The organism is Catellatospora sp. TT07R-123 (assembly GCF_018327705.1).
Lineage (GTDB): Bacteria > Actinomycetota > Actinomycetes > Mycobacteriales > Micromonosporaceae > Catellatospora.
Genome location: NZ_BNEM01000002.1, coordinates 1,979,420 through 1,999,902 on the forward strand (window position 1 = coordinate 1,979,420; position 20,483 = coordinate 1,999,902).

Below are 20,483 nucleotides of genomic sequence, written 5' to 3' on the forward strand. Positions count from 1 at the left end.
CGCCGTCCAAAACTACCGTGCCGGCACCGCAGGCGCCGTGAAGAGGCCCCCGAGATCAGCCGCCACATAGGTGGGACGCTGCTGACCCGAAGCCTTGGCCGCCTCCACCGCGGTGGAGACCCCGGTCAGCACCAGCAGGCTGTCCATGCCCGCGCGGTGCGCCCCGGCGATGTCGGTGTCGAGCCGGTCGCCGACGACCAGAGCCCGGTGCGCACCGGCCTGGGTCGCGGCGGTGGCGAACAGGCCCGGCTCGGGCTTGCCGACCACCACGTCCGGCTCGCGCTCCAGCGCCGAGACCAGCACCGCCACCAGCGACCCGTTACCGGGCACGGGCCCGCGCAGAGTCGGCAGCGTACGGTCGGTGTTCGTGGCCACCCACCAGGCACCCGCCCGGATCGCCACGCACGCCTCGGCCAGCTGCGCCCAGCCCACGTCCGGGCCGAACCCCTGCACCACGGCGCGCGGCTCGTCCTCGGCGCTGTCGACCAGCCGCAGCCCGGCGTCGGCGACCTCGGCCCGCAGCGCGGCGGCACCGACCACCAGCACCGGCGAGCCGGGCTCCAGTCGCTGCGCCAGCAGCGCCGCCGCGGCCCCCGCCGAGGTCAGCACCTCGTCGGTCTGGGCGTCGATGCCCATGCCGCGCAGCAGCGCGGCCACCTCACCGGCGCGCCGCGACGCGTTGTTGGTCGCGAACCGGACCGGCATGCCCTGCGCCCGCAGTTTCGCGAGCGCATCGACCGCCCCGGAAATGGGGCGGTCGATGAGGTAGAGCACGCCGTCGAGGTCGAAGATGACCAGGTCATATGCCTCGACGAGAGAGGTCACGAGGCCGCGTCCGCCTTCCGCTCGGTGGTCCCGGCCGGCGCCGAGGGCTGCTGGTCCTCCTCATCGGAGTCCTCGCCGTCCTCGTCCTCGTCATCTTCGTCATCTTCGTCGTCGTCTTCGTCGTCGTCTTCGTCGTCGAGGTCGTCCTCATCCTCGTCGTCGTAGTCGTCGTCCTCGTCATCTTCGTCGTCATCTTCGTCGTCGTCTTCGTCGTCGTCTTCGTCGTCGTAGTCCTCGTCGTCCTCGTCCTCATCGGACTCGGCACCCTCGGCGGACGCGCGGGCGACGGGGCGGTCGTCGTCCTCATCGGACTCGTCCGCCAGCTCGACGCCGTCGAGCTCCAGCAGGCGCTCGGCCGCGTCGGTCACCGCCTCGGTGTCGGCGGCAGCGGCCTTCGTGAACCACTCCCGCGCCTCGTCGGTACGGCCCGAGGCCAGCAGCGCGTCGGCATAGGCGTACCGCAGCCGCGGCGCCCAGTCCTCAGTCGACTCGACGGTCAGCTCGCGCACCTGCAGCATCGCGGCCGCCGCGTCGTGCTGACCCATGTCGCTACGCGCCCCGGCGGCGACGATGAGCAGCTCCAGGGCCTCGCCCTGGCTCATCTTGTCGCGCTCGGCCGCGCGGAACAGGTCGATCGCCTTCTCCGGCCGGCCCAGGGCCCGCTCGCAGTCGGCCAGGACGGCCAGGTGCGTCTGCCGCCCGGTCATCCGGTGGTACGTGCGCAGCTCCGCGATGGCGCTGGCCCAGTCCCCGGCCTGGTACGCCGCCAGCCCGACCGCCTCGCGGACCACCGCGATGCGCGAGGCCAGCCGGCGTGCGGCCAGCGCGTGCTGCAGCGCCTGCTCCGGGTCGTCGTCCAGCAGCTGGCCCGTGGCGACCAGGTGCTTGGCCACGGTGTCGGCTACGGGCTTGGCCAGCGACAGCAGCTCGGCCCGGACGTCGGCGTCCAGGTCGGACGCGGAGATGTCGGCGGGCAGCGCCGGACTGGCACCGCTCGTGACGTCCTCGCGGTCCTCGCGCGGCGCGCGCTCCTCGCTGCTCTTGAACCCGGCACGGTCCTCGGTGCGGGGGGCGAACTCGCGCCGCTCGCCACCGCGGTCACGGTCGCCGCCGGAGCGGAAGCCGCCACGGTCGCCACCACCGTCGCGCGAGAACCCGCCCTCACGACGGTCACCGCCGCCGCCGTAGCTCGGCCGGTCACCGCCGCTGCGGAAGCCACCCTCACGGCGCTCGCCGCCGCCGGTACGCTCGCGGTCGCCGCCGGAACGGAACCCGCCCTCACGGCGGTCGCCACCCGGACGGCCCTCACGGTTGAAACCGCCCTCACGGCGCTCGCCGCCGCCGAAGCGCTCCCGGTCGCCGCCGGGGCGGAAGCCGCCCTCACGGCGCTCACCGAACGAGGAGCCGCCGCGGTAGCCGCCACGGTCGTCGGACGGACGGCGGAAGCCGCCCTCACGACGGTCGCCACCGGTACGCTCCCGGTCGCCACCGGAACGCTCGCCACCGCCGGAACGGAACCCGCCCTCACGACGGTCACCGCCGCCGCCGTAGCTCGGCCGGTCGCCACCACGGTTGAAACCGCCCTCACGACGGTCACCACCGGAACGGAAGCCGCCACGGTCGCCGCCGGAACGCTCGCCGCCGCCGGAACGGAACCCGCCCTCACGACGGTCACCGCCGCCGCCGTAGCTCGGCCGGTCACCGCCGCTGCGGAAGCCGCCCTCACGACGGTCGCCACCGCCGCCGTAGCTCGGCCGGTCACCGCCCGAACGGAACCCGCCCTCACGGCGCTCGCCGCCGGGACGTCCCTCACGGTTGAAGCCGCCCTCGCGGCGGTCGCCGCCGGAACGCTCGCCACCGCCGGAACGGAACCCGCCCTCACGACGGTCACCGCCGCCGCCGTAGCTCGGCCGGTCGCCACCACGGTTGAAACCGCCCTCACGACGGTCACCACCGGAACGGAAGCCGCCACGGTCGCCGCCGGAACGCTCGCCGCCGCCGGAACGGAACCCGCCCTCACGACGGTCACCGCCGCCGCCGTAGCTCGGCCGGTCACCGCCGCTGCGGAAGCCGCCCTCACGACGGTCGCCACCGCCGCCGTAGCTCGGCCGGTCACCGCCCGAACGGAACCCGCCCTCACGGCGCTCGCCACTGCCGTAGTTCGGCCGGTCGCCGCCGGAGCGGAAGCCGCCCTCACGACGGTCACCACCGCCGCCGTAGCTCGGGCGGTCACCACCGGAGCGGAAGCCACCACCCTCGCGGCGGTCGCCGCCGGGACGTCCCTCACGGTTGAAGCCGCCCTCGCGACGCTCGCCGGATGCCGGCCGGTCGCCGCCGCTGCGGAAACCGCCCTCGCGGCGCTCGCCGCCGCCGCTGAAACCGCCGCGCGAACCGCCGGTGCTGCCGCCGCTGCTGCCGCCGGAACGGAAGCCGCCTCGGTCACCGGTGCCCTTGGCCCGGTCGTAGCCGCCGTCGAAGCCGCGGGCGCGATCGCCGTCGCGGCGGAAGCCCTCACGCTTACCGTGGGAGCGGTCGTACCCGCCCCGGTCGCCGCGCTGTCCACCAGCGTCGCCGCCGGAATGCCCTCGCTCGCCGCGGGGCTTGTCTTCTGAAGTCACGGGTACATCCTTCCTGATGCGGCCGAAAAACGGCGGCACAACGCACACGAGGGCCTACCCCTGGCGGGGAGGCCCTCGTATGGAACGTTTGTCCGGCGGTGTCCTACTCTCCCACAACGTCCCCGTTGCAGTACCATCGGCGCTGGAGGGCTTAGCTTCCGGGTTCGGAATGTTTCCGGGCGTTTCCCCTCCGCCATGACCGCCGTAACACTATCAACATATCAACCCTTGCCTACGACACCGAACGGTGGAGGCGGTTGCATGCCGTGATGTGCATGGTGGACGCGAGCGTTTCTTTGCGCAGCTTCTGACGTAAAGATAGTTAGGTAAGTCCTCGGCCTATTAGTACCAGTCGACTGAACACATTGCTGTGCTTACATCTCTGGCCTATCAACCCGGTGGTCTAGCCGGGGGCCTTACCCCATCTCTGGGTGGGAGACCTCATCTTGAAGCGAGCTTCCCGCTTAGATGCTTTCAGCGGTTATCCCTTCCGAACGTAGCCAACCAGCCATGCCCCTGGCGGGACAACTGGCACACCAGAGGTTCGTCCGTCCCGGTCCTCTCGTACTAGGGACAGCCCTTCTCAAGTCTCCTGCGCGCACGGCGGATAGGGACCGAACTGTCTCACGACGTTCTAAACCCAGCTCGCGTACCGCTTTAATGGGCGAACAGCCCAACCCTTGGGACCTACTCCAGCCCCAGGATGCGACGAGCCGACATCGAGGTGCCAAACCATCCCGTCGATATGGACTCTTGGGGAAGATCAGCCTGTTATCCCCGGGGTACCTTTTATCCGTTGAGCGACACCGCTTCCACATGCCAGTGCCGGATCACTAGTCCCGACTTTCGTCCCTGCTCGACCCGTCAGTCTCACAGTCAAGCTCCCTTGTGCACTTACACTCAACACCTGATTGCCAACCAGGCTGAGGGAACCTTTGGGCGCCTCCGTTACCCTTTAGGAGGCAACCGCCCCAGTTAAACTACCCACCAGACACTGTCCCTGAACCGGATCACGGTCCGAGGTTAGATACCCAGATCAAACAGAGTGGTATTTCAACGATGGCTCCACCATGACTGGCGTCACAGCTTCAAAGCCTCCCACCTATCCTACACAATCTGAACCGAATACCAATGTCAAGCTATAGTGAAGGTCCCGGGGTCTTTCCGTCCTGCCGCGCGTAACGAGCATCTTTACTCGTACTGCAATTTCGCCGGGCCTGTGGTTGAGACAGTGGGGAAGTCGTTACGCCATTCGTGCAGGTCGGAACTTACCCGACAAGGAATTTCGCTACCTTAGGATGGTTATAGTTACCACCGCCGTTTACTGGCGCTTAAGTTCTCCGCTTCACCCCGAAAGGCTGACAGGTCCCCTTAACGTTCCAGCACCGGGCAGGCGTCAGTCCATATACAGCGTCTTACGACTTCGCATGGACCTGTGTTTTTAGTAAACAGTCGCTTCCCCCTGCTCTCTGCGACCCCACCCAGCTCCAGCCGCGAAGGCCTTCACCAGACGAGGCCCCCCTTCTCCCTAAGTTACGGGGGCAATTTGCCGAGTTCCTTAACCACAGTTCGCCCGATCGCCTCGGTATTCTCTACCTGACCACCTGTGTCGGTTTGGGGTACGGGCCGCGCACAGCTCGCTAGAGGCTTTTCTCGGCAGCATAGGATCATCGACTTCACCTGATACGGCTCGGCATCACGTCTCAGCCTGTTGTGGTGCGGATTTGCCTACACCACGGCCTACACGCTTACCCCAGGACAACCACCGCCTGGGCTCGACTACCTTCCTGCGTCACCCCATCGCTCAACTACTACCAGCCAAGATCCCAGCACTCGCGCTTCCCACCCGAAGGTGATCCACGTCCATGAAGGTTAGTACAGCCAGGTTCGTCGCGGGCGCTGCTTTGCGGGTACGGGAATATCAACCCGTTGTCCATCGACTACGCCTCTCGGCCTCGCCTTAGGTCCCGACTCACCCAGAGCAGATTAGCTTGACTCTGGAACCCTTGGTCATCCGGCGGCAGGGTTTCTCACCCTGCATTCGCTACTCATGCCTGCATTCTCACTCGCGTGGCGTCCACGGCTAGATCACTCTGCCGCTTCACCCGCCACACGACGCTCCCCTACCCATCCACACACCTGGACCAGCTCACGCTGGCCGAGTCATTGTGTGAATGCCACAGCTTCGGCGGTGTGCTTGAGCCCCGCTACATTGTCGGCGCGGAACCACTTGACCAGTGAGCTATTACGCACTCTTTCAAGGGTGGCTGCTTCTAAGCCAACCTCCTGGTTGTCTATGCGATCCCACATCCTTTTCCACTTAGCACACGCTTAGGGGCCTTAGCTGGTGATCTGGGCTGTTTCCCTCTCGACTACGAAGCTTATCCCCCGCAGTCTCACTGCCGCGCTCTCACTTACCGGCATTCGGAGTTTAGCTGACTTCGGTAAGCTTGTGGGCCCCCTAGGCCATCCAGTAGCTCTACCTCCGGCAAGAAACACGCGACGCTGCACCTAAATGCATTTCGGGGAGAACCAGCTATCACGGAGTTTGATTGGCCTTTCACCCCTAACCACAGGTCATCCCCCAATTTTTCAACATTGGTGGGTTCGGTCCTCCACGACGTCTTACCGTCGCTTCAACCTGCCCATGGCTAGATCACCCCGCTTCGGGTCTAGAGCATGCGACTAAAGCGCCCTATTCAGACTCGCTTTCGCTACGGCTTCCCCACACGGGTTAACCTCGCCACATGCCACTAACTCGCAGGCTCATTCTTCAAAAGGCACGCCGTCACCTCAGAACAAGTCCTCAGCTCCGACGGATTGTAGGCAGACGGTTTCAGGTACTATTTCACTCCCCTCCCGGGGTACTTTTCACCATTCCCTCACGGTACTAGTCCGCTATCGGTCACCAGGGAGTATTCAGCCTTACCAGGTGGTCCTGGCAGATTCACGGCAGATTACAGGAGTCCGCCGCTACTCGGGAACACCCACCACAGGTCGTAAACTTTCAGCTACAGGACTCTCACCCTCTACGGTCCCTCATTCCAGAGGATTCGCCTAGCCCACGACTTTATAACTGTGTCACCCAGTGTCAGCTGGATCTGCAGGGTCCCACAACCCCGCGTACGCAACCCCTGACAGGTATCACACGCACACGGTTTAGGCTACATCCGCTTTCGCTCGCCACTACTCACGGAATCACATGTTGTTTTCTCTTCCTACCGGTACTGAGATGTTTCACTTCCCGGCGTTCCCTCCACACACCCTATGAATTCAGGTGCGGGTAACCCGACATGACTCGGGCTGGGTTCCCCCATTCGGACACCCTGGGATCACAGCTTGGTTGACAGCTCCCCCAGGCCTATCGCGGCCTCCCACGTCCTTCATCGGCTCCTGGTGCCAAGGCATCCACCGTCTGCCCTTAAAAACTTACCTACAATACGCAGAAAACAAAGATGCTCGCGTCCACTATGCACATCTCAACAAACAACCAACCCACACCCACACCCGAAACACACACCACACACGCGGCAGTTTGAATCAGAAGATGCGATCGGCGATCCAGAAAAAACCCGCCCCGAACTCGGAGCTTGTTCTTTCAGGACCCAACAGGGTGCTATACGAAGCCATCAGCCGCACCGGGCCGTTCCACGCACACGAAGATGCAGTACTAGGGATCCGGCCGTTGCCGATACTTCTCTGCCAGCGTCTCCGCCATATGAGCCCCACTGCTGACACTCGCAGCAGCTGGGTCCTGACCCGCTTTCGCAGGTAGGTGCTCCTTAGAAAGGAGGTGATCCAGCCGCACCTTCCGGTACGGCTACCTTGTTACGACTTCGTCCCAATCACCAGCCCCACCTTCGACCACTCCCTCCCTTACGGGTTGGGCCATGGGCTTCGGGTGTTGCCGACTTTCGTGACGTGACGGGCGGTGTGTACAAGGCCCGGGAACGTATTCACCGCAGCGTTGCTGATCTGCGATTACTAGCGACTCCGACTTCACGGGGTCGAGTTGCAGACCCCGATCCGAACTGAGACCGGCTTTTTGGGATTCGCTCCACCTCACGGTATCGCAGCCCATTGTACCGGCCATTGTAGCATGCGTGAAGCCCTGGACATAAGGGGCATGATGACTTGACGTCATCCCCACCTTCCTCCGAGTTGACCCCGGCAGTCTCCCATGAGTCCCCACCATAACGTGCTGGCAACATGGAACGAGGGTTGCGCTCGTTGCGGGACTTAACCCAACATCTCACGACACGAGCTGACGACAGCCATGCACCACCTGTGCACCCCCCCGAAGGACACTGAATCTCTCCAGTTTTAGAGTGCATGTCAAACCCAGGTAAGGTTCTTCGCGTCGCATCGAATTAATCCGCATGCTCCGCCGCTTGTGCGGGCCCCCGTCAATTCCTTTGAGTTTTAGCCTTGCGGCCGTACTCCCCAGGCGGGGCGCTTAATGCGTTAGCTACGGCGCAGGAAACCGGAGAGGCCCCCCACACCTAGCGCCCAACGTTTACAGCGTGGACTACCAGGGTATCTAATCCTGTTCGCTCCCCACGCTTTCGCTCCTCAGCGTCAGTATCGGCCCAGAGACCCGCCTTCGCCACCGGTGTTCCTCCTGATATCTGCGCATTTCACCGCTACACCAGGAATTCCAGTCTCCCCTACCGAACTCTAGCCTGCCCGTATCGACCGCAAGCCTGGAGTTGAGCCCCAGGTTTTCACGGACGACGCAACAAGCCGCCTACGAGCTCTTTACGCCCAATAAATCCGGACAACGCTCGCGCCCTACGTCTTACCGCGGCTGCTGGCACGTAGTTGGCCGGCGCTTCTTCTGCAGGTACCGTCACTTTCGCTTCGTCCCTGCTGAAAGAGGTTTACAACCCGAAGGCCGTCATCCCTCACGCGGCGTCGCTGCATCAGGCTTCCGCCCATTGTGCAATATTCCCCACTGCTGCCTCCCGTAGGAGTCTGGGCCGTGTCTCAGTCCCAGTGTGGCCGGTCGCCCTCTCAGGCCGGCTACCCGTCAAAGCCTTGGTAGGCCATCACCCCACCAACAAGCTGATAGGCCGCGAGCCCATCCCCAGCCGAAAAACTTTCCACCACCAGCCATGCGACCAGAAGTGAATATTCGGTATTAGCCACCGTTTCCGATGGTTATCCCAAAGCCAGGGGCAGGTTACTCACGTGTTACTCACCCGTTCGCCGCTCGAGTACCCCGAAGGGCCTTTCCGCTCGACTTGCATGTGTTAAGCACGCCGCCAGCGTTCGTCCTGAGCCAGGATCAAACTCTCCAAAAAGAATTCAAAAACCCGGCAAAAAACAACCACCGACATAAAAAATGTCCGAATGTTTGCTTAATACCAAAGGAATGACCACGACGAGGTGATCAATAAATTGGCACTGGCATATCTAGCACCCTGTTGAGTTCTCAAAGAACAAGCACACACCGCGACTTCCGAGATCTTGTCTCGGTCGCCTCCGGGGCAACTCATCCAGCCTACCCATCCGGCCGCTTCGTGTCAAACCCGATTTTTCGGATCTGCCCGACTCGTCCGTTTGGACACCCCGCACACACCAAACCCCTGAGGGTTTGAGCGGTTCGGGGAGAACCAGTGACCCGGCCGACGCGGCTCGCCGAAGATCTCGGCACCGCTGTCCGCCCGGCTCGTCACCGGCTCGATTACCGTACCCGGTCGGGTTCGCGCGATCAAATCCGCCCCGCCCGGTGCGCTCCGTCCACTTTCACCTAGACCCTCAGGCCCTGGCGTTTTTGTCCGTTCCGCGCTGGCAGAGAGAACATTACGGGGGACGCGGCTCCGATCGCAAATCGGCTGGCCGCGTCCCCCGTCACATGATCCAGAGGCCCCTATACGGGCAGGTCAGCGCGTCATCGGGCCAGCTCCGCGCCCGCGATGGTCTTCTTGCCGCGCCGCAGCACCAGGAACCGGCCGTGCAGCAGCAGGTCCTCAGACAGCGGGGCGTCCGCGTCGGTGATGCGCTCGTTGTTGACGTACGCCCCGCCCTCGCCGACCGCGCGGCGAGCCTCGCCGAGGCTCGCCGCCAGGCCCGACTCCTTGAACAGCACCGCCACGCTGGGCAGCTCCGACACGCTCACCAGGCCCGCCTCCGCCAGCGCGGAGCGCAGCGTCGACGGGGCCAGCGCGTCCAGCGCACCCCGGCCGAACAGCGCCTGCGAGGCCGCGACGACCTGCGCGCACTCGTCCTTGCCGTGCAGCAGGGTGGTCAGCTCCTCGGCCAGCGCCTTCTGCGCCGCCCGCGCGAACGGCCGCTCGGCGGTCTCGCGCTCCAGTTCCACCAGCTCCTCGCGGGAGCGGAAGGAGAAGAACTTCAGGTAGCGCAGCACGTCGCGGTCGTCGGTGTTGATCCAGAACTGGTAGAACGCGTACGGGCTGGTCATGGTCGGGTCGAGCCAGATCGCCCCGCCCTCGGTCTTGCCGAACTTGGTGCCGTCGGCCTTGGTGACCAGCGCCGTGGTGAACGCGTGCACCGGCCCGGCGCCCCGGCGGCGGATGTAGTCCACGCCCGCGGTGATGTTGCCCCACTGGTCCGAGCCGCCGAACTGGAGCCGGCAGCCGTACCGCTGGTGCAGCTCGAAGTAGTCGTGCGACTGGAGCAGCTGGTAGCTGAACTCGGTGTAGCTGATCCCGGTCTCCAGGCGGTTCTTCACCACGTCGCGGGCCAGCATCTTGTTGACCGGGAAGTGCTTGCCCACGTCGCGCAGGAACTCGATCGCCGACAGCTTCGACGTCCAGTCCAGGTTGTTGACCATGCGCGCGGCGGCCGGCCCCTCGAAGTCGAAGAACGGCTCCACCTGCGCGCGGATCTTGTCGACCCAGCCCTCGACCACCTCGGGCGAGTTGAGCGTGCGCTCGCCGCTCTCCTTCGGGTCCCCGATCAGCCCGGTCGCCCCGCCGACCAGCAGCAGCGGGCGGTGGCCCGCGAGCTGGAAGCGGCGCGCGGTGACCACCTGTGCCAGGTTGCCGAGGTGCAGGCTGGGCGCGGTCGGGTCGAAGCCGACATAGAAGGTCAGCGGGCCGTTGGCCAGGTCTTCGCGCAGCTCGTCAGGGCCGGTGCAGTCCTGCAGCAGGCCGCGCCACCGCAGATCGTCGAGGATGTCCGTCACGCCGTCGATTGTCGCGCATGGCGGCCGCGGCCCGGCAACCGGTTTGGTCGCGCGCCGCGCCCGGCCGCCAGCTCGCGACCAGCACTTCCACCAGGGGGTACGGCGTGACGCCGCGTTCGGCGTACCCCCGTGAAATTCCGTTGTCCCCACCCGGGACCCGCGCCACCATGACGGATGTGACTGTCCTCGATGTATCCGCGATCCGTAAAGCGTTCGGGGCGGTGCAGGCGGTCGACGGGGTCAGCCTGCGCGTCGAGCCCGGTGAGATCGTCGGGCTGCTCGGCCCGAACGGGGCGGGCAAGAGCACCACGCTGCACATGGTGCTCGGCCTGATCTCCCCCGACTCCGGCACCGTGCGGCTGTTCGGCCGCGACCCGGCCCGCCACCGGGTCGAGGTGCTCAGCCGCATCAACTTCGCCGCGGGCTACCTAGGCCTGCCCGGCTCGCTGCGGGTCGTGGAGATCCTGCGCGCGTTCGCCTTCTCGTACGGCGTGGCCCGCCCGGCCGCGCGGGTGGCCGAGATGATCGAGCTGCTGGACCTGGGCAAGCAGCGCGACCAGCGTTTCCGCGAGCTGTCGTCCGGCCAGCAGACCCGGGTGCAGCTGGCCAAGGCGCTGATCAACGAGCCGGAGCTGCTGGTGCTGGACGAGCCGACCGCGAGCCTGGACCCCGACGTCGGCGACCGGATGCGCGAGCTGCTGCTGACGCAGGCCCGCCAGACCGGCCGGGCGATGCTGATCACCTCGCACAACATGCGGGAGGTGGAGCGGATGTGCCATCGCATCCATTTCATCGCCGGCGGCCGGATCGTCGCCGAGGGCGACGCCGCGCAGCTGGCCGGAGAGTTCGGAGTGGCCGACCTCGAAGAGGTCTTCCTGAAGGTGGCCCGCCAGTGACGACATCACCGCTGCTCGCCTCCGGTGCCGGCGCCTCGCGGCGGCGGATCTGGGGCATCATCCTGCGCGACTTCTACGCGTTCCGCGGCAACACGCCGCGATGGATCGAGACGATCTTCTGGCCGACCCTGGAGCTGATCATCTGGGGCTCGGTCTCGCTGTACCTACAGGCCAACGCGATGTCGGCGGCGGTGAGCGCGCTGCTGGGCGCGACCCTGCTGTGGCAGGTGCTCTACCGGTCGCAGGGCGAGCTGTCGCTGGCGTTCCTGGACGACATCTGGAGCCGCAACCTGGTCAACCTGTTCGTGACCCCGGTGACGGTGCGGGAGTACCTGACCGGGCTGGTGCTGTTCGGCTCGTTCAAGATGGCGGTCAGCGCGGCCGCGATGGGCGGGCTGGCGCTGCTGATGTTCGGGTTCGGGCTGTTCAGCATGGGTCCGGCGCTGGTGCCGTACATGGTGGTGCTGATCGTGATGGGGTGGGCGCTGGGCGTCTTCGCGATCGCGGTGGTGGTGCGGTTCGGGGCGAGCGCGCAGGTGCTGGCGTGGATCCTGTCGTTCGTGTTCCAGCCGTTCTCGGCGGTGTTCTATCCGCTGTCGGTGCTGCCGCAGGCGTTGCAGACGGCGTCGAGGGCGGTGCCCGCGTCGTACGTCTTCGAGAGCATGCGCACGGTGCTGGCGGGCGGGGCGATCGACTGGGGCGCGCTGGCCGCGGCGGCGGGGCTGGACCTGGTGTACGTGGCGCTCGCGCTGGCCTTCCTGGCGTACGCGCTGCGCCACGCCCGCGAGCACGGCAAGCTGTCACGCTTCGGCGACTGACTCCGGCGCGGTAGGTCCCCGCTCGGTGCGGCGGCGGGGCGTGTGGCGGCGGTACGCGCTGACGGTGCGGTCGCCCGCGATCCAGAACCGCCACGGCACGTCGTGCGCGGCGGCCACGCCCACGCGCGGACCGGCGGTGACGGATGCGGGATCCATCGGGCGGGTCGGCGGGGACAGCAGCAGCGGGCCGCTGCCGTCGATCATCGAGCTGCCGTTGGCGGACGGGTCGACGCCCAGCGCCCGGACCAGCCGGGCCGGGCCGCGGGCCAGGTCGCGGTGGGCCACCGCGCCGCGCCGGGTGCGGGCCAGGTCCTCGCCCGCGATCACCTCGCCGGCCCGGATCAGGACGGCGGCGGCCTCACCGGGGCGGCCGCAGACGATGTTGAGGCACCAGTGGGCGCCGAAGATGTAGTACAGGTACGCGTGCCCGGCCGCGCCGTACATGACGGTGGTGCGCGGGGTGGGGCCCCGGTGGGCGTGCGAGGCGGGGTCTTCGCCGGTGCCCGCGTACGCCTCGACCTCGGTCAGCCGGACCCGCACGCCGCCGCAGCCGAGCTCCCAGCCCAGCAGGGTCTGCGCCGTCTGGGCCACCTGCGCGGCGGGCGCCCGCATCCACGCGTAATCCACCGCCCCAGCTAACCCCACCCGGTGCCTGCCGCGCTGCCCGGGTCCGCCGCACAGCCACCCGGTTCCGGCTCGTGCGGTGTCAGCCGACCCCGTTTTTCATAAACGTTGGCCTATCTCATCGAGAATGATCTCGATCCAGTCGATGAGATAGGCCAACGTCTGTGAAAGGACGGGCTCGGCGGCCTCGCCGGTGGGCGGGTCGGCCGGGGTGGGCGGTCAGCGGGGGACGACGGTCTCCGCGGCCCAGTCGTGCCAGGTCTTGAGCTGGTCCTGGACGGCGGCGAGCTGGTCGGCGACCGGGCCGGGGCCGGTGGAACCGGGGGTGGTCCGAGCGGCCAGGGCCGAGTCGACGGTGAGCACGTCGCGCACCGACGGGTCGAGGTGCGCGCTGATCGCGGCGAGGTCGGTGTCGCTGACCTCGTGCAGCTCGCAGCCGCGCAGCGCGCACAGCGCCACCAGCTTGCCGGTGATCTCGTGCGCGTCGCGGAACGGCACGTGCCGGCGCACCAGCCAGTCGGCGACCTCGGTGGCCAGCGAGAACCCGACCGGGGCGGAGGCGGCGAGGCGGTCGGTGCGTACCGTCATGGTGGCGATCATGCCGGTGAGCGCGGGCAGGACCAGGCTGAGCGTGTCGAGGGCGTCGAACGCGGGCTCCTTGTCCTCCTGCATGTCCCGGTCGTACGTCAGCGGCAGGCCCTTGAGCATGGTGAGCACGTTGACCAGGCCGCCGATGAGGCGGCCGGCCTTGCCCCGGGCCAGCTCGGCGATGTCGGCGTTCTTCTTCTGCGGCATGATCGACGAGCCGGTGGCGAAGGCGTCGTCGAGCTCGACCCAGCCGAACTCGTACGAGGTCCACAAAACCACCTCCTCGCCGAGCCGGGACAGGTGCACCCCGAGCAGCGCGGTGACGAACAGGAACTCGGCGACGAAGTCGCGGTCGCTGACGGCGTCCATCGAGTTGGCGAACGAGGTGCGGAAGCCCAGTTCCTTGGAGACGGCGACCGGGTCCAGCGGCAGGCCGGAGCCGGCCAGCGCACCGGCGCCGAGCGGGCTGACGGCGGCGCGGTGGTCCCAGTCGCGCAGCCGCTCCAGGTCGCGCAGCAGCGGGTGTACGTGCGCCAGCAGCCAGTGCCCGAAGGTGACCGGCTGGGCGTGCTGCACGTGGGTCATACCCGGGGCCGGGGTGCCGACGTGGCGGGCGGCCTGGTCGGTGAGCGCCTCGGCGAGCTCGGTGATCACTCCGGCGAGGCCGCGGGCGTGGTCGCGCAGGTACAGCCGCAGGTCGGTGGCGACCTGGTCGTTGCGGGAGCGCCCGGCGCGCAGCTTGCCGCCGAGCGTGCCCAGCCGCTCCAGCAGCCCGCGCTCAAGGGCGGTGTGCACGTCCTCGTCCTCGATGGTGGGCCGGAACGTGCCGGTCGCGACCGCGGCGTCGAGGTCGTCCAGCGCCGCGAGCATCTGCCCGAGCTCGTCCGGGTCGAGCAGCCCCGCCGCGGCCAGCACCCGGGCATGCGCACGCGACCCCGCGATGTCGTACGGGGCGAGCCGCCAGTCGAAGTGGACGCTCACCGACAGCCGCGCCAGCGCCTCGGCGGGCCCGTCGGCAAACCGCCCTCCCCAGAGCCTGGTCATGTGTCTCCCTCACCAGTTCACAAAAATGCGTTGATCATGAAGTTATGGGTGCCGACACACCGTCGAACACTGCCATAAGTTCATGATCAACGTTCGGGGTGGGCCGGGGCCGGGTGGGTTACAGGGGGTCGTCGGGGTCGTCGGCGACGGGGGTGGTGTCGAGGGCCCAGGATTGGAACTTGGCTGCCAGGGCTTCGCCGGCCTCGGGGCCGCGGGCCACGACGAAGATGGTGTCGTCGCCGGCGATGGTGCCCACCACGTCCGGCAGGCCGCTGCGGTCGATGGCGCTGGCCAGGTAGTGGGCGGCGCCGGGCGGGGTGCGCAGGACGGCCAGGTTGCCGCTGTGGTCGGTGCCGTTGAGGACCTCGCGCAGCAGGCGGATCAGGCGGGCGGGGCCCATGGTGGCGGGGCGCAGGGCGGGGTGGCCGTCCTCGGGGATGAGGTAGACCGCCGGTCCGCCGTCGCGGCCGCGTACCTTCACCGCGCCGAGCTCCTCCAGGTCACGCGAGAGCGTGGCCTGGGTGACCTGGACGCCGTCGGCGGCCAGCAGCTCGGCGAGCTGGGTCTGCGAGGTCACCCCGCCGCCGCGGATCAGCTCCTCGATACGGGCGTGGCGCGCGGTGCGGGTCTGCGGTGCGGTCATCTCGGCTCCCCCTGGTTCACGACGCCTGTGTCATCAAGAACGTCAGCAGCGCCTTCTGGGCGTGCAGCCGGTTCTCGGCCTGGTCGAACACGGCGCTGGCCGGTCCGTCCATCACCTCGTCGGTGATCTCCTCGCCGCGGTGGGCGGGCAGGCAGTGCAGCACGATCGCATCAGGATGCGCGTGGCCGAGCAGAGCGTCGTTCACCTGGTACGGCAGGAAGGGGGTGATCCGGTCCAGCCCGTCGCCCTCGTGGCCCATGGAGGTCCAGGTGTCGGTGGCGATGACGTCGGCCCCGGCGGCGGCCTGCTTGGGGTCGGAGAACTCCTGGACCGAGCCGCCGGTGCGGGCCGCCACGGCCGCCGCCCGCGCCACGATCGACGGGTCGGCGGTGAACCCGTGCGGACCCGCGATCCGCACGTGCATGCCCGCCACGGCCCCGCCGAGCAGATACGAGTGCGCCATGTTGTTGGCCGCGTCGCCGACGTAGGTCAGGACCTTCCCCTTCGGGGTGCCCAGCCGCTGCCGGATGGTCTGCAGGTCGGCCAGCACCTGGCACGGGTGGAAGTCGTTGGTCAGCGCGTTGACCACCGGCACGGTCGCCGCGGCGGCCAGCTCCTCGATGCGCGTGTCCTCGAAGGTCCGGATCACGATCGCGTCGACGTATCGCGACAGCACCCGGGCCGCGTCGGACATGGTCTCGCCCCGGCCGAAGTGGGTGTTGGTGGCGTCGATGAGCACCGCGTGCGCGCCCAGCTCGGAGATGCCGACCTCGAACGAGACCCGGGTGCGCAGCGACGGCTTCTCGAACAGCACGGCGATGGCGCGCCCGTCCAGGGCGGTGCGGCTGCCGAGCCGGTCCGCGGCGTAGACGTCCGCGAGGTCGAGCACCTGCTCCTGCTCGGCGGAGCTGAGGTCGTCGTCCTTGAGGAAGTGCTTCATGCGGCCTTCTCCTGGGCAGGGGTGTCGGCGGGGACGGTCTGCTCGGGGACGGCGGCGGCACCGAGGGTGTCGAGAGCGTGGGCGAACCCGGCCAGGAAGGCGTCGGCCTGCTCGGCGGTGAGGATCAGGGGCGGGGCGAGCCGGATGACGTCGGGCTGGTTGGCGTTGACGATGAACCCGTCCGCCAGCAGCGCCTTGGTCAGCGCCCCCGCGGCCGGGGCGGTCAGCGTGATCCCGAGCAGCAGCCCGGCCCCGCGTACGCCGGAGACCAGCGGGTGGCCCAGCGCCTCGATGCCGCGCCGGATCCGCTCGCCGATCCGCTTGACATGGTCGAGCAGCCCGTCGGCGGCGATGGTGCGCAGCACGGCCAGGGCCGCGGCGCAGGAGACGGGGTTGCCGCCGAAGGTGGTGCCGTGCTGGCCCGGGGTGAACAGGGCCGCGGCGCCGCCGGGGTGGGCCTGCGCGAACGCGCCGTCGGAGAACGCGATCGCCGCGCCGATCGGCAGGCCGCCGCCCAGGCCCTTGGCCAGGGTGATGATGTCGGGGGCGACGCCTTCGGCCTGGTGGGCGAACCAGTGGCCGGTGCGGCCGATGCCGGTCTGCACCTCGTCCAGCGCCAGCAGGGCGCCGTGGCGGGCGGTGATCTCACGGGCGGCGGCCAGGTAGCCGGTCGGCGCCGGGAGCACCCCGGACTCGCCCATGATCGGTTCGAGGATGACCATGGCGGTCTCGCCGTCGACGGCCGCGGCCAGCGCGGCGGTGTCGCCGTACGGCACGTGCACGACGTCGCCGGGCAGCGGGCGGAACGGGTCGGCCTTGCTCGGCTGGCCGGTCAGCGCCAGCGCGCCCATGGTGCGGCCGTGGAACGCCTCCTTGGCCGCGACGATCTTCGTGCGGCCGGTGCGCCGGGACATCTTGAACGCGGCCTCGTTGGCCTCGGCGCCGGAGTTGCCGAAGAACACCTTGCCGGGGCGGCCGGTCAGCGCGAGCAGCAGCTCGGCCAGGGCGACCGGCGGCTCGGCCACGAACAGGTTCGACACGTGGCCCAGCTGCGAGATCTGCTTGGTCACCGCGGCCACCACGGCCGGGTGGCCGTGGCCGAGGGCGTTGACGGCGATGCCGCCGAGCAGGTCGACGTACTCGCGGCCGGACTCGTCGACCACCACCGCGCCCTTGCCGCTGACCAGGGCCAGCGGCGGGGTGCCGTAGTTGTCCATCATGGACTGCTTCCACCGGTCGGTGAGAGTCACGACGTCTCCTCAGTGTCGGCGCCGGGGACGACCATCGTCCCGAAGCCCTCGTCGGTGAACAGTTCCAGCAGGGTCGAGTGCGGCACCCGGCCGTCGACCACGTGCGCGGCGGGCACGCCGCCCTGCACGGCGCGCAGACACGCCTCCATCTTCGGCACCATGCCCGCCGACAGCGTCGGCAGCAGCGCCTCCAGCTCCTTGGCGGTCAGCCGCGAGAGCAGGGTGGAGGTGTCGGGCCAGTTGGCGTACACCCCGGGCACGTCGGTGAGGACGATCAGCTTGCGGGCGCCGAGCGCGACCGCGAGCGCGGCGGCGGCGGTGTCGGCGTTGAGGTTGTGCGGCACGCCGTCCGCGTCGGGGGCGACCGTGGAGACCACCGGCACCACGCCCTTGTCGAGCAGGCCGTGCAGCAGCGCGGTGTCGACGTCGCCCGCATCGCCGACCTGGCCCAGGTCGACCTGCTGTCCGTCGACGACCGTGCCCCGGCGTACGGCGGTGATCAGGCCGCCGTCCTCGCCGCACAGCCCGACCGAGCGCACGCCGTGCGTGCCGATCGTGCGCGCGAGGTCCTTGCCGATGCCCAGCAGCACCATCCGGACGACCTCCATCGCCTCGGCGGTGGTGACCCGCAGGCCGCCCTTGAACTCCGAGGCGATGCCCATCCGGTCGAGCATGGCCGAGATCTGGGGGCCGCCGCCGTGCACCACCACCGGGCGCAGCCCGGCGGCGCGCAGGAACGCCATGTCGGCCGCGAACGAGCCGCGCAGCTCGGGGGTGGTCATGGCGTGGCCGCCGTACTTGACCACGACGATCGCCCCGCGCAGCCGGTTCAGCCACGGCAGCGCCCCGACCAGCGCCTGCGCCCGGTCCTGCGGCGTCACGAGCTGTACGCCGAGTTCTCGTGCACGTACGCGTGGGACAGGTCGTTGGTCCACACGGTGGCCGACTCGTCGCCGGCGTTGAGGTCGATCGTGATCTTCACCTGCACTCCGCTCAGGTCCACCTTGGCCCGGTCCTCGGCTGCGGCGCCGGAGCGGCACACCCATACCCCGTTGATGGCCACGTCCAGCTCGTCGCTCTCGAACACCGCACCGGTGGTCCCCACCGCGGCCAGGACGCGGCCCCAGTTCGGGTCCTTGCCGAACAGCGCGGCCTTCACCAGGTTGTTGCGGGCCACCGCCCGGCCGACCTCGACCGCGTCCTCCTCGGTATCGGCGTTGACCACCTCGACCGCCACCTGCTTGGTGTGCCCCTCGGCGTCGGCCAGCAGCTGCATGGCCAGGTCGCGGCAGGCCGCGGTGACCGCCTCGGTCAGCTCCTCCTGCGTGGGCTCCAGGCCGGAGGCGCCGGAGGCCAGCAGCAGCACGGTGTCGTTGGTCGACATGCAGCCGTCGGAGTCGAGCCGGTCGAAGGTGACCCGGCACGCCTCGCGCAGCGCCTCGTCCAGCGCGTCCGCCCCGGCGACCGCGTCGGTGGTGAGCACGCACAGCATCGTGGCCAGCGCCGGGGCGAGCATGCCCGCGCCCTTGGCCATGCCGCCGACGGTCCAGCCGTCCCCGGCCACCTCGGTGATCTTCGCCTTGGTGTCGGTCGTCATGATCGCCTCGGCGGCGGCGAACCCGCCCGCCTTGGCCAGCGCCTTGGCCGCGCCCTCGATGCCCGACAGCAGCTTGGGCATGGGCAGCCGCTCGCCGATCAGGCCGGTCGAGCAGACCGCGACCTGGCCGGCACCCATGCCGCCGAGGCGGCGGGCGACGTACTCGGCGGTGGCGTGGGTGTCCTGGAAGCCGCCGGGCCCGGTGCACGCGTTGGCGCCGCCGGAGTTGAGCACGACCGCCTTGACCGCGCGGCCCTTGATGATCTGCTGCGACCACATGACCGGCGCGGCCTTGACCCGGTTGCCGGTGAACACGGCCGCGGCGGTGGCGTCGGGCCCGTCGTTGACGATCAGCGCCACGTCGAGCTTGCCGGACCCCTTGAGACCCGCGGCGACACCGGCGGCCCGGAAGCCCTTGGGCGAAGTGACAGTCATGGTGCGACCCCGAACACCGACAGGCCCGCGGTCTCGGGCAGCTCGAACATGATGTTGGCGTTCTGCACCGCCTGCGCGGCGGCGCCCTTGCCCAGGTTGTCGATCGCGCTGACCACGATGACGCGGCCGCTGTCGACGTCGACGGTCGCCTGGAGGTGCGCCGCGCCGGAGCCGAGCGTCGCGGCGGTGTGCGGCCACGCCCCTTCCGGCAGCAGGTGCACCAGCGGCTCGTCGCCGTAGGCGTCGGCGAGCACCGCGCGCACCACGGACGGGGTGATGTCGCAGCTGGTGGGCTTGGCGGTGACGGTGGCCAGGATGCCGCGCGGCATCGGGGCGAGCACCGGGGTCAGCGACAGCGAGCGCGCCCCGGTGGCCTGCTTGATCTCGGGCACGTGCTGGTGCGCCCCCACCTTGTACGGGCTCAGGTCGCCCATGACCTCGCTGCCCAGCAGGTGCAGCTTGGCGGACTTGCCCGCGCCGGAGGTGCCGGAGGCGGCGACCGCGACCACGTCGTCGGCCTCGGCCAGGCCGCTGTGCAGCAGCGGCGCCAGCGCCAGCGTGATCGCCACGGCGTAGCAGCCGGTGTTGGCGACCCGCTGCGCCTGCGCGATCTTGGCGCGCTGGCCGGGCAGCTCGGGCAGGCCGTAGACCCAGGCGCCCGCGTGGGCGCCGCCGTAGTAGCTGCTCCAGGCGTCGGCGTCGTGCAGCCGGTGGTCGGCGCCGAGGTCGACCACCTTGGCGGTGGCGGGCAGGGTGGCGGCCAGGGCAGCGGACTCGCCGTGCGGCAGGGCCAGGAACACCAGGTCGGCGTCGGCGAACGCGTCGGGGCCGGTCTCGGCTAGGGTCAGGTCGAGCCCCGTCAGGTGGGGGTGGACCGTGGCGAGCGGCTTGCCGGCCTGGCTGTGCGCCGTGGCGGACACGAGTTCGAACTCGGGGTGCCCGGCGATCAGGCGCAGCAGCTCGCCGCCTGCGTACCCGCTGGCGCCGGCGACCGCGACCCGGATTCCCATGATGACCTCCGTATAAGTATTCCTGATGAGAATACGGCCCACTGC

At 68.7% G+C, this 20,483-nt stretch carries 13 protein-coding genes, 3 rRNA genes and 1 pseudogene; 3 read left to right on the top strand and 14 right to left on the bottom strand.

Annotated elements, in window-relative coordinates; all coding sequences use genetic code 11:
• Positions 1 to 24: 24 nt before the first annotated feature.
• Both Cs7R123_RS28850 and Cs7R123_RS28855 read right to left on the bottom strand, forming a co-directional pair.
• Positions 25 to 825 (bottom strand): annotated as a pseudogene (locus Cs7R123_RS28850) (HAD-IIA family hydrolase); the annotation flags it as partial.
• On the bottom strand, positions 822 to 1,718 hold the full coding sequence (locus Cs7R123_RS28855; RefSeq protein ID WP_244872477.1) for a lipopolysaccharide assembly protein LapB: 897 nt from the start codon (positions 1,716 to 1,718) through the stop codon (positions 822 to 824). The gene Cs7R123_RS28855 and the pseudogene Cs7R123_RS28850, both read right to left, overlap by 4 nt.
• Between Cs7R123_RS28855 and Cs7R123_RS40415 the strand changes: the two genes are divergently transcribed.
• On the top strand, positions 1,653 to 3,437 hold the full coding sequence (locus tag Cs7R123_RS40415) for a hypothetical protein (protein WP_244872526.1): 1,785 nt from the start codon (positions 1,653 to 1,655) through the stop codon (positions 3,435 to 3,437). The two genes, Cs7R123_RS28855 and Cs7R123_RS40415, sit on opposite strands and share 66 nt — an antisense overlap.
• A 96-nt stretch (positions 3,438 to 3,533) precedes the next feature.
• Here Cs7R123_RS40415 and rrf read toward each other — a convergent pair.
• From rrf to tyrS, 4 genes are all read right to left on the bottom strand, one after another.
• Positions 3,534 to 3,650: ribosomal RNA gene (rrf, locus tag Cs7R123_RS28860) — 5S ribosomal RNA — on the bottom strand.
• A 115-nt stretch (positions 3,651 to 3,765) separates the two neighbouring features.
• A 23S ribosomal RNA gene (locus Cs7R123_RS28865) occupies positions 3,766 to 6,878 on the bottom strand.
• A 351-nt stretch (positions 6,879 to 7,229) separates the two neighbouring features.
• A 16S ribosomal RNA gene (locus Cs7R123_RS28870) occupies positions 7,230 to 8,746 on the bottom strand.
• Together the 16S, 23S and 5S rRNA genes form the textbook arrangement of a ribosomal RNA operon.
• A 590-nt stretch (positions 8,747 to 9,336) precedes the next feature.
• The gene (tyrS, locus tag Cs7R123_RS28875; RefSeq protein ID WP_212831047.1) at positions 9,337 to 10,593 is read right to left on the bottom strand and encodes a tyrosine--tRNA ligase; all 1,257 of its coding nucleotides are present in this window, start codon (positions 10,591 to 10,593) and stop codon (positions 9,337 to 9,339) included.
• A gap of 176 nt (positions 10,594 to 10,769) precedes the next feature.
• Between tyrS and Cs7R123_RS28880 the strand changes: the two genes are divergently transcribed.
• Both Cs7R123_RS28880 and Cs7R123_RS28885 read left to right on the top strand, forming a co-directional pair.
• Positions 10,770 to 11,489 (top strand): ABC transporter ATP-binding protein, encoded by a 720-nt coding sequence (locus Cs7R123_RS28880; protein WP_212831048.1) that lies wholly within the window; start codon positions 10,770 to 10,772, stop codon positions 11,487 to 11,489.
• On the top strand, positions 11,486 to 12,307 hold the full coding sequence (locus tag Cs7R123_RS28885; RefSeq protein ID WP_212831049.1) for an ABC transporter permease: 822 nt from the start codon (positions 11,486 to 11,488) through the stop codon (positions 12,305 to 12,307). The genes Cs7R123_RS28880 and Cs7R123_RS28885 overlap by 4 nt, the downstream gene beginning before the upstream one ends.
• On the opposite strand, the gene Cs7R123_RS28890 is transcribed toward Cs7R123_RS28885, so the two are convergent.
• The 8 genes from Cs7R123_RS28890 to argC all read right to left on the bottom strand — a co-directional run bounded on the left by Cs7R123_RS28890 (position 12,290) and on the right by argC (position 20,438).
• Positions 12,290 to 12,919, bottom strand: coding sequence for a DNA-3-methyladenine glycosylase (locus Cs7R123_RS28890; protein ID WP_212834603.1), 630 nt, complete (start codon positions 12,917 to 12,919; stop codon positions 12,290 to 12,292). The genes Cs7R123_RS28885 and Cs7R123_RS28890 overlap by 18 nt on opposite strands.
• A 231-nt stretch (positions 12,920 to 13,150) precedes the next feature.
• A complete protein-coding gene (gene argH, locus Cs7R123_RS28895; protein ID WP_212831050.1) occupies positions 13,151 to 14,563 on the bottom strand; it encodes an argininosuccinate lyase in 1,413 nt (470 codons plus the stop codon).
• A gap of 118 nt (positions 14,564 to 14,681) precedes the next feature.
• On the bottom strand, positions 14,682 to 15,206 hold the full coding sequence (locus Cs7R123_RS28900; RefSeq protein ID WP_212831051.1) for an arginine repressor: 525 nt from the start codon (positions 15,204 to 15,206) through the stop codon (positions 14,682 to 14,684).
• Positions 15,207 to 15,222: 16 nt separating this feature from the next.
• Positions 15,223 to 16,146: an ornithine carbamoyltransferase gene (gene argF, locus Cs7R123_RS28905; protein ID WP_212831052.1), complete on the bottom strand. Its 924-nt coding sequence runs from the start codon at positions 16,144 to 16,146 to the stop codon at positions 15,223 to 15,225.
• Entirely contained in the window at positions 16,143 to 17,366 is a 1,224-nt protein-coding gene (locus Cs7R123_RS28910; RefSeq protein WP_212834605.1) for an acetylornithine transaminase, read from the bottom strand. The genes argF and Cs7R123_RS28910 overlap by 4 nt, the downstream gene beginning before the upstream one ends.
• A 26-nt stretch (positions 17,367 to 17,392) precedes the next feature.
• Positions 17,393 to 18,277, bottom strand: a complete 885-nt coding sequence (argB, locus tag Cs7R123_RS28915; RefSeq protein WP_244872207.1) for an acetylglutamate kinase — start codon at positions 18,275 to 18,277, stop codon at positions 17,393 to 17,395.
• Positions 18,274 to 19,428 carry a bifunctional glutamate N-acetyltransferase/amino-acid acetyltransferase ArgJ gene (gene argJ / locus Cs7R123_RS28920; RefSeq protein ID WP_212831055.1) on the bottom strand — a complete coding sequence of 385 codons (1,155 nt, stop codon included), beginning with the start codon at positions 19,426 to 19,428 and terminating at the stop codon, positions 18,274 to 18,276. The genes argB and argJ overlap by 4 nt, the downstream gene beginning before the upstream one ends.
• Complete coding sequence (gene argC / locus Cs7R123_RS28925) at positions 19,425 to 20,438, bottom strand: N-acetyl-gamma-glutamyl-phosphate reductase (protein ID WP_212831057.1); 1,014 nt, start codon at positions 20,436 to 20,438, stop codon at positions 19,425 to 19,427. Before argC ends, argJ begins: the two co-directional genes overlap by 4 nt.
• Between the last annotated feature and the right edge of the window lie 45 nt (positions 20,439 to 20,483).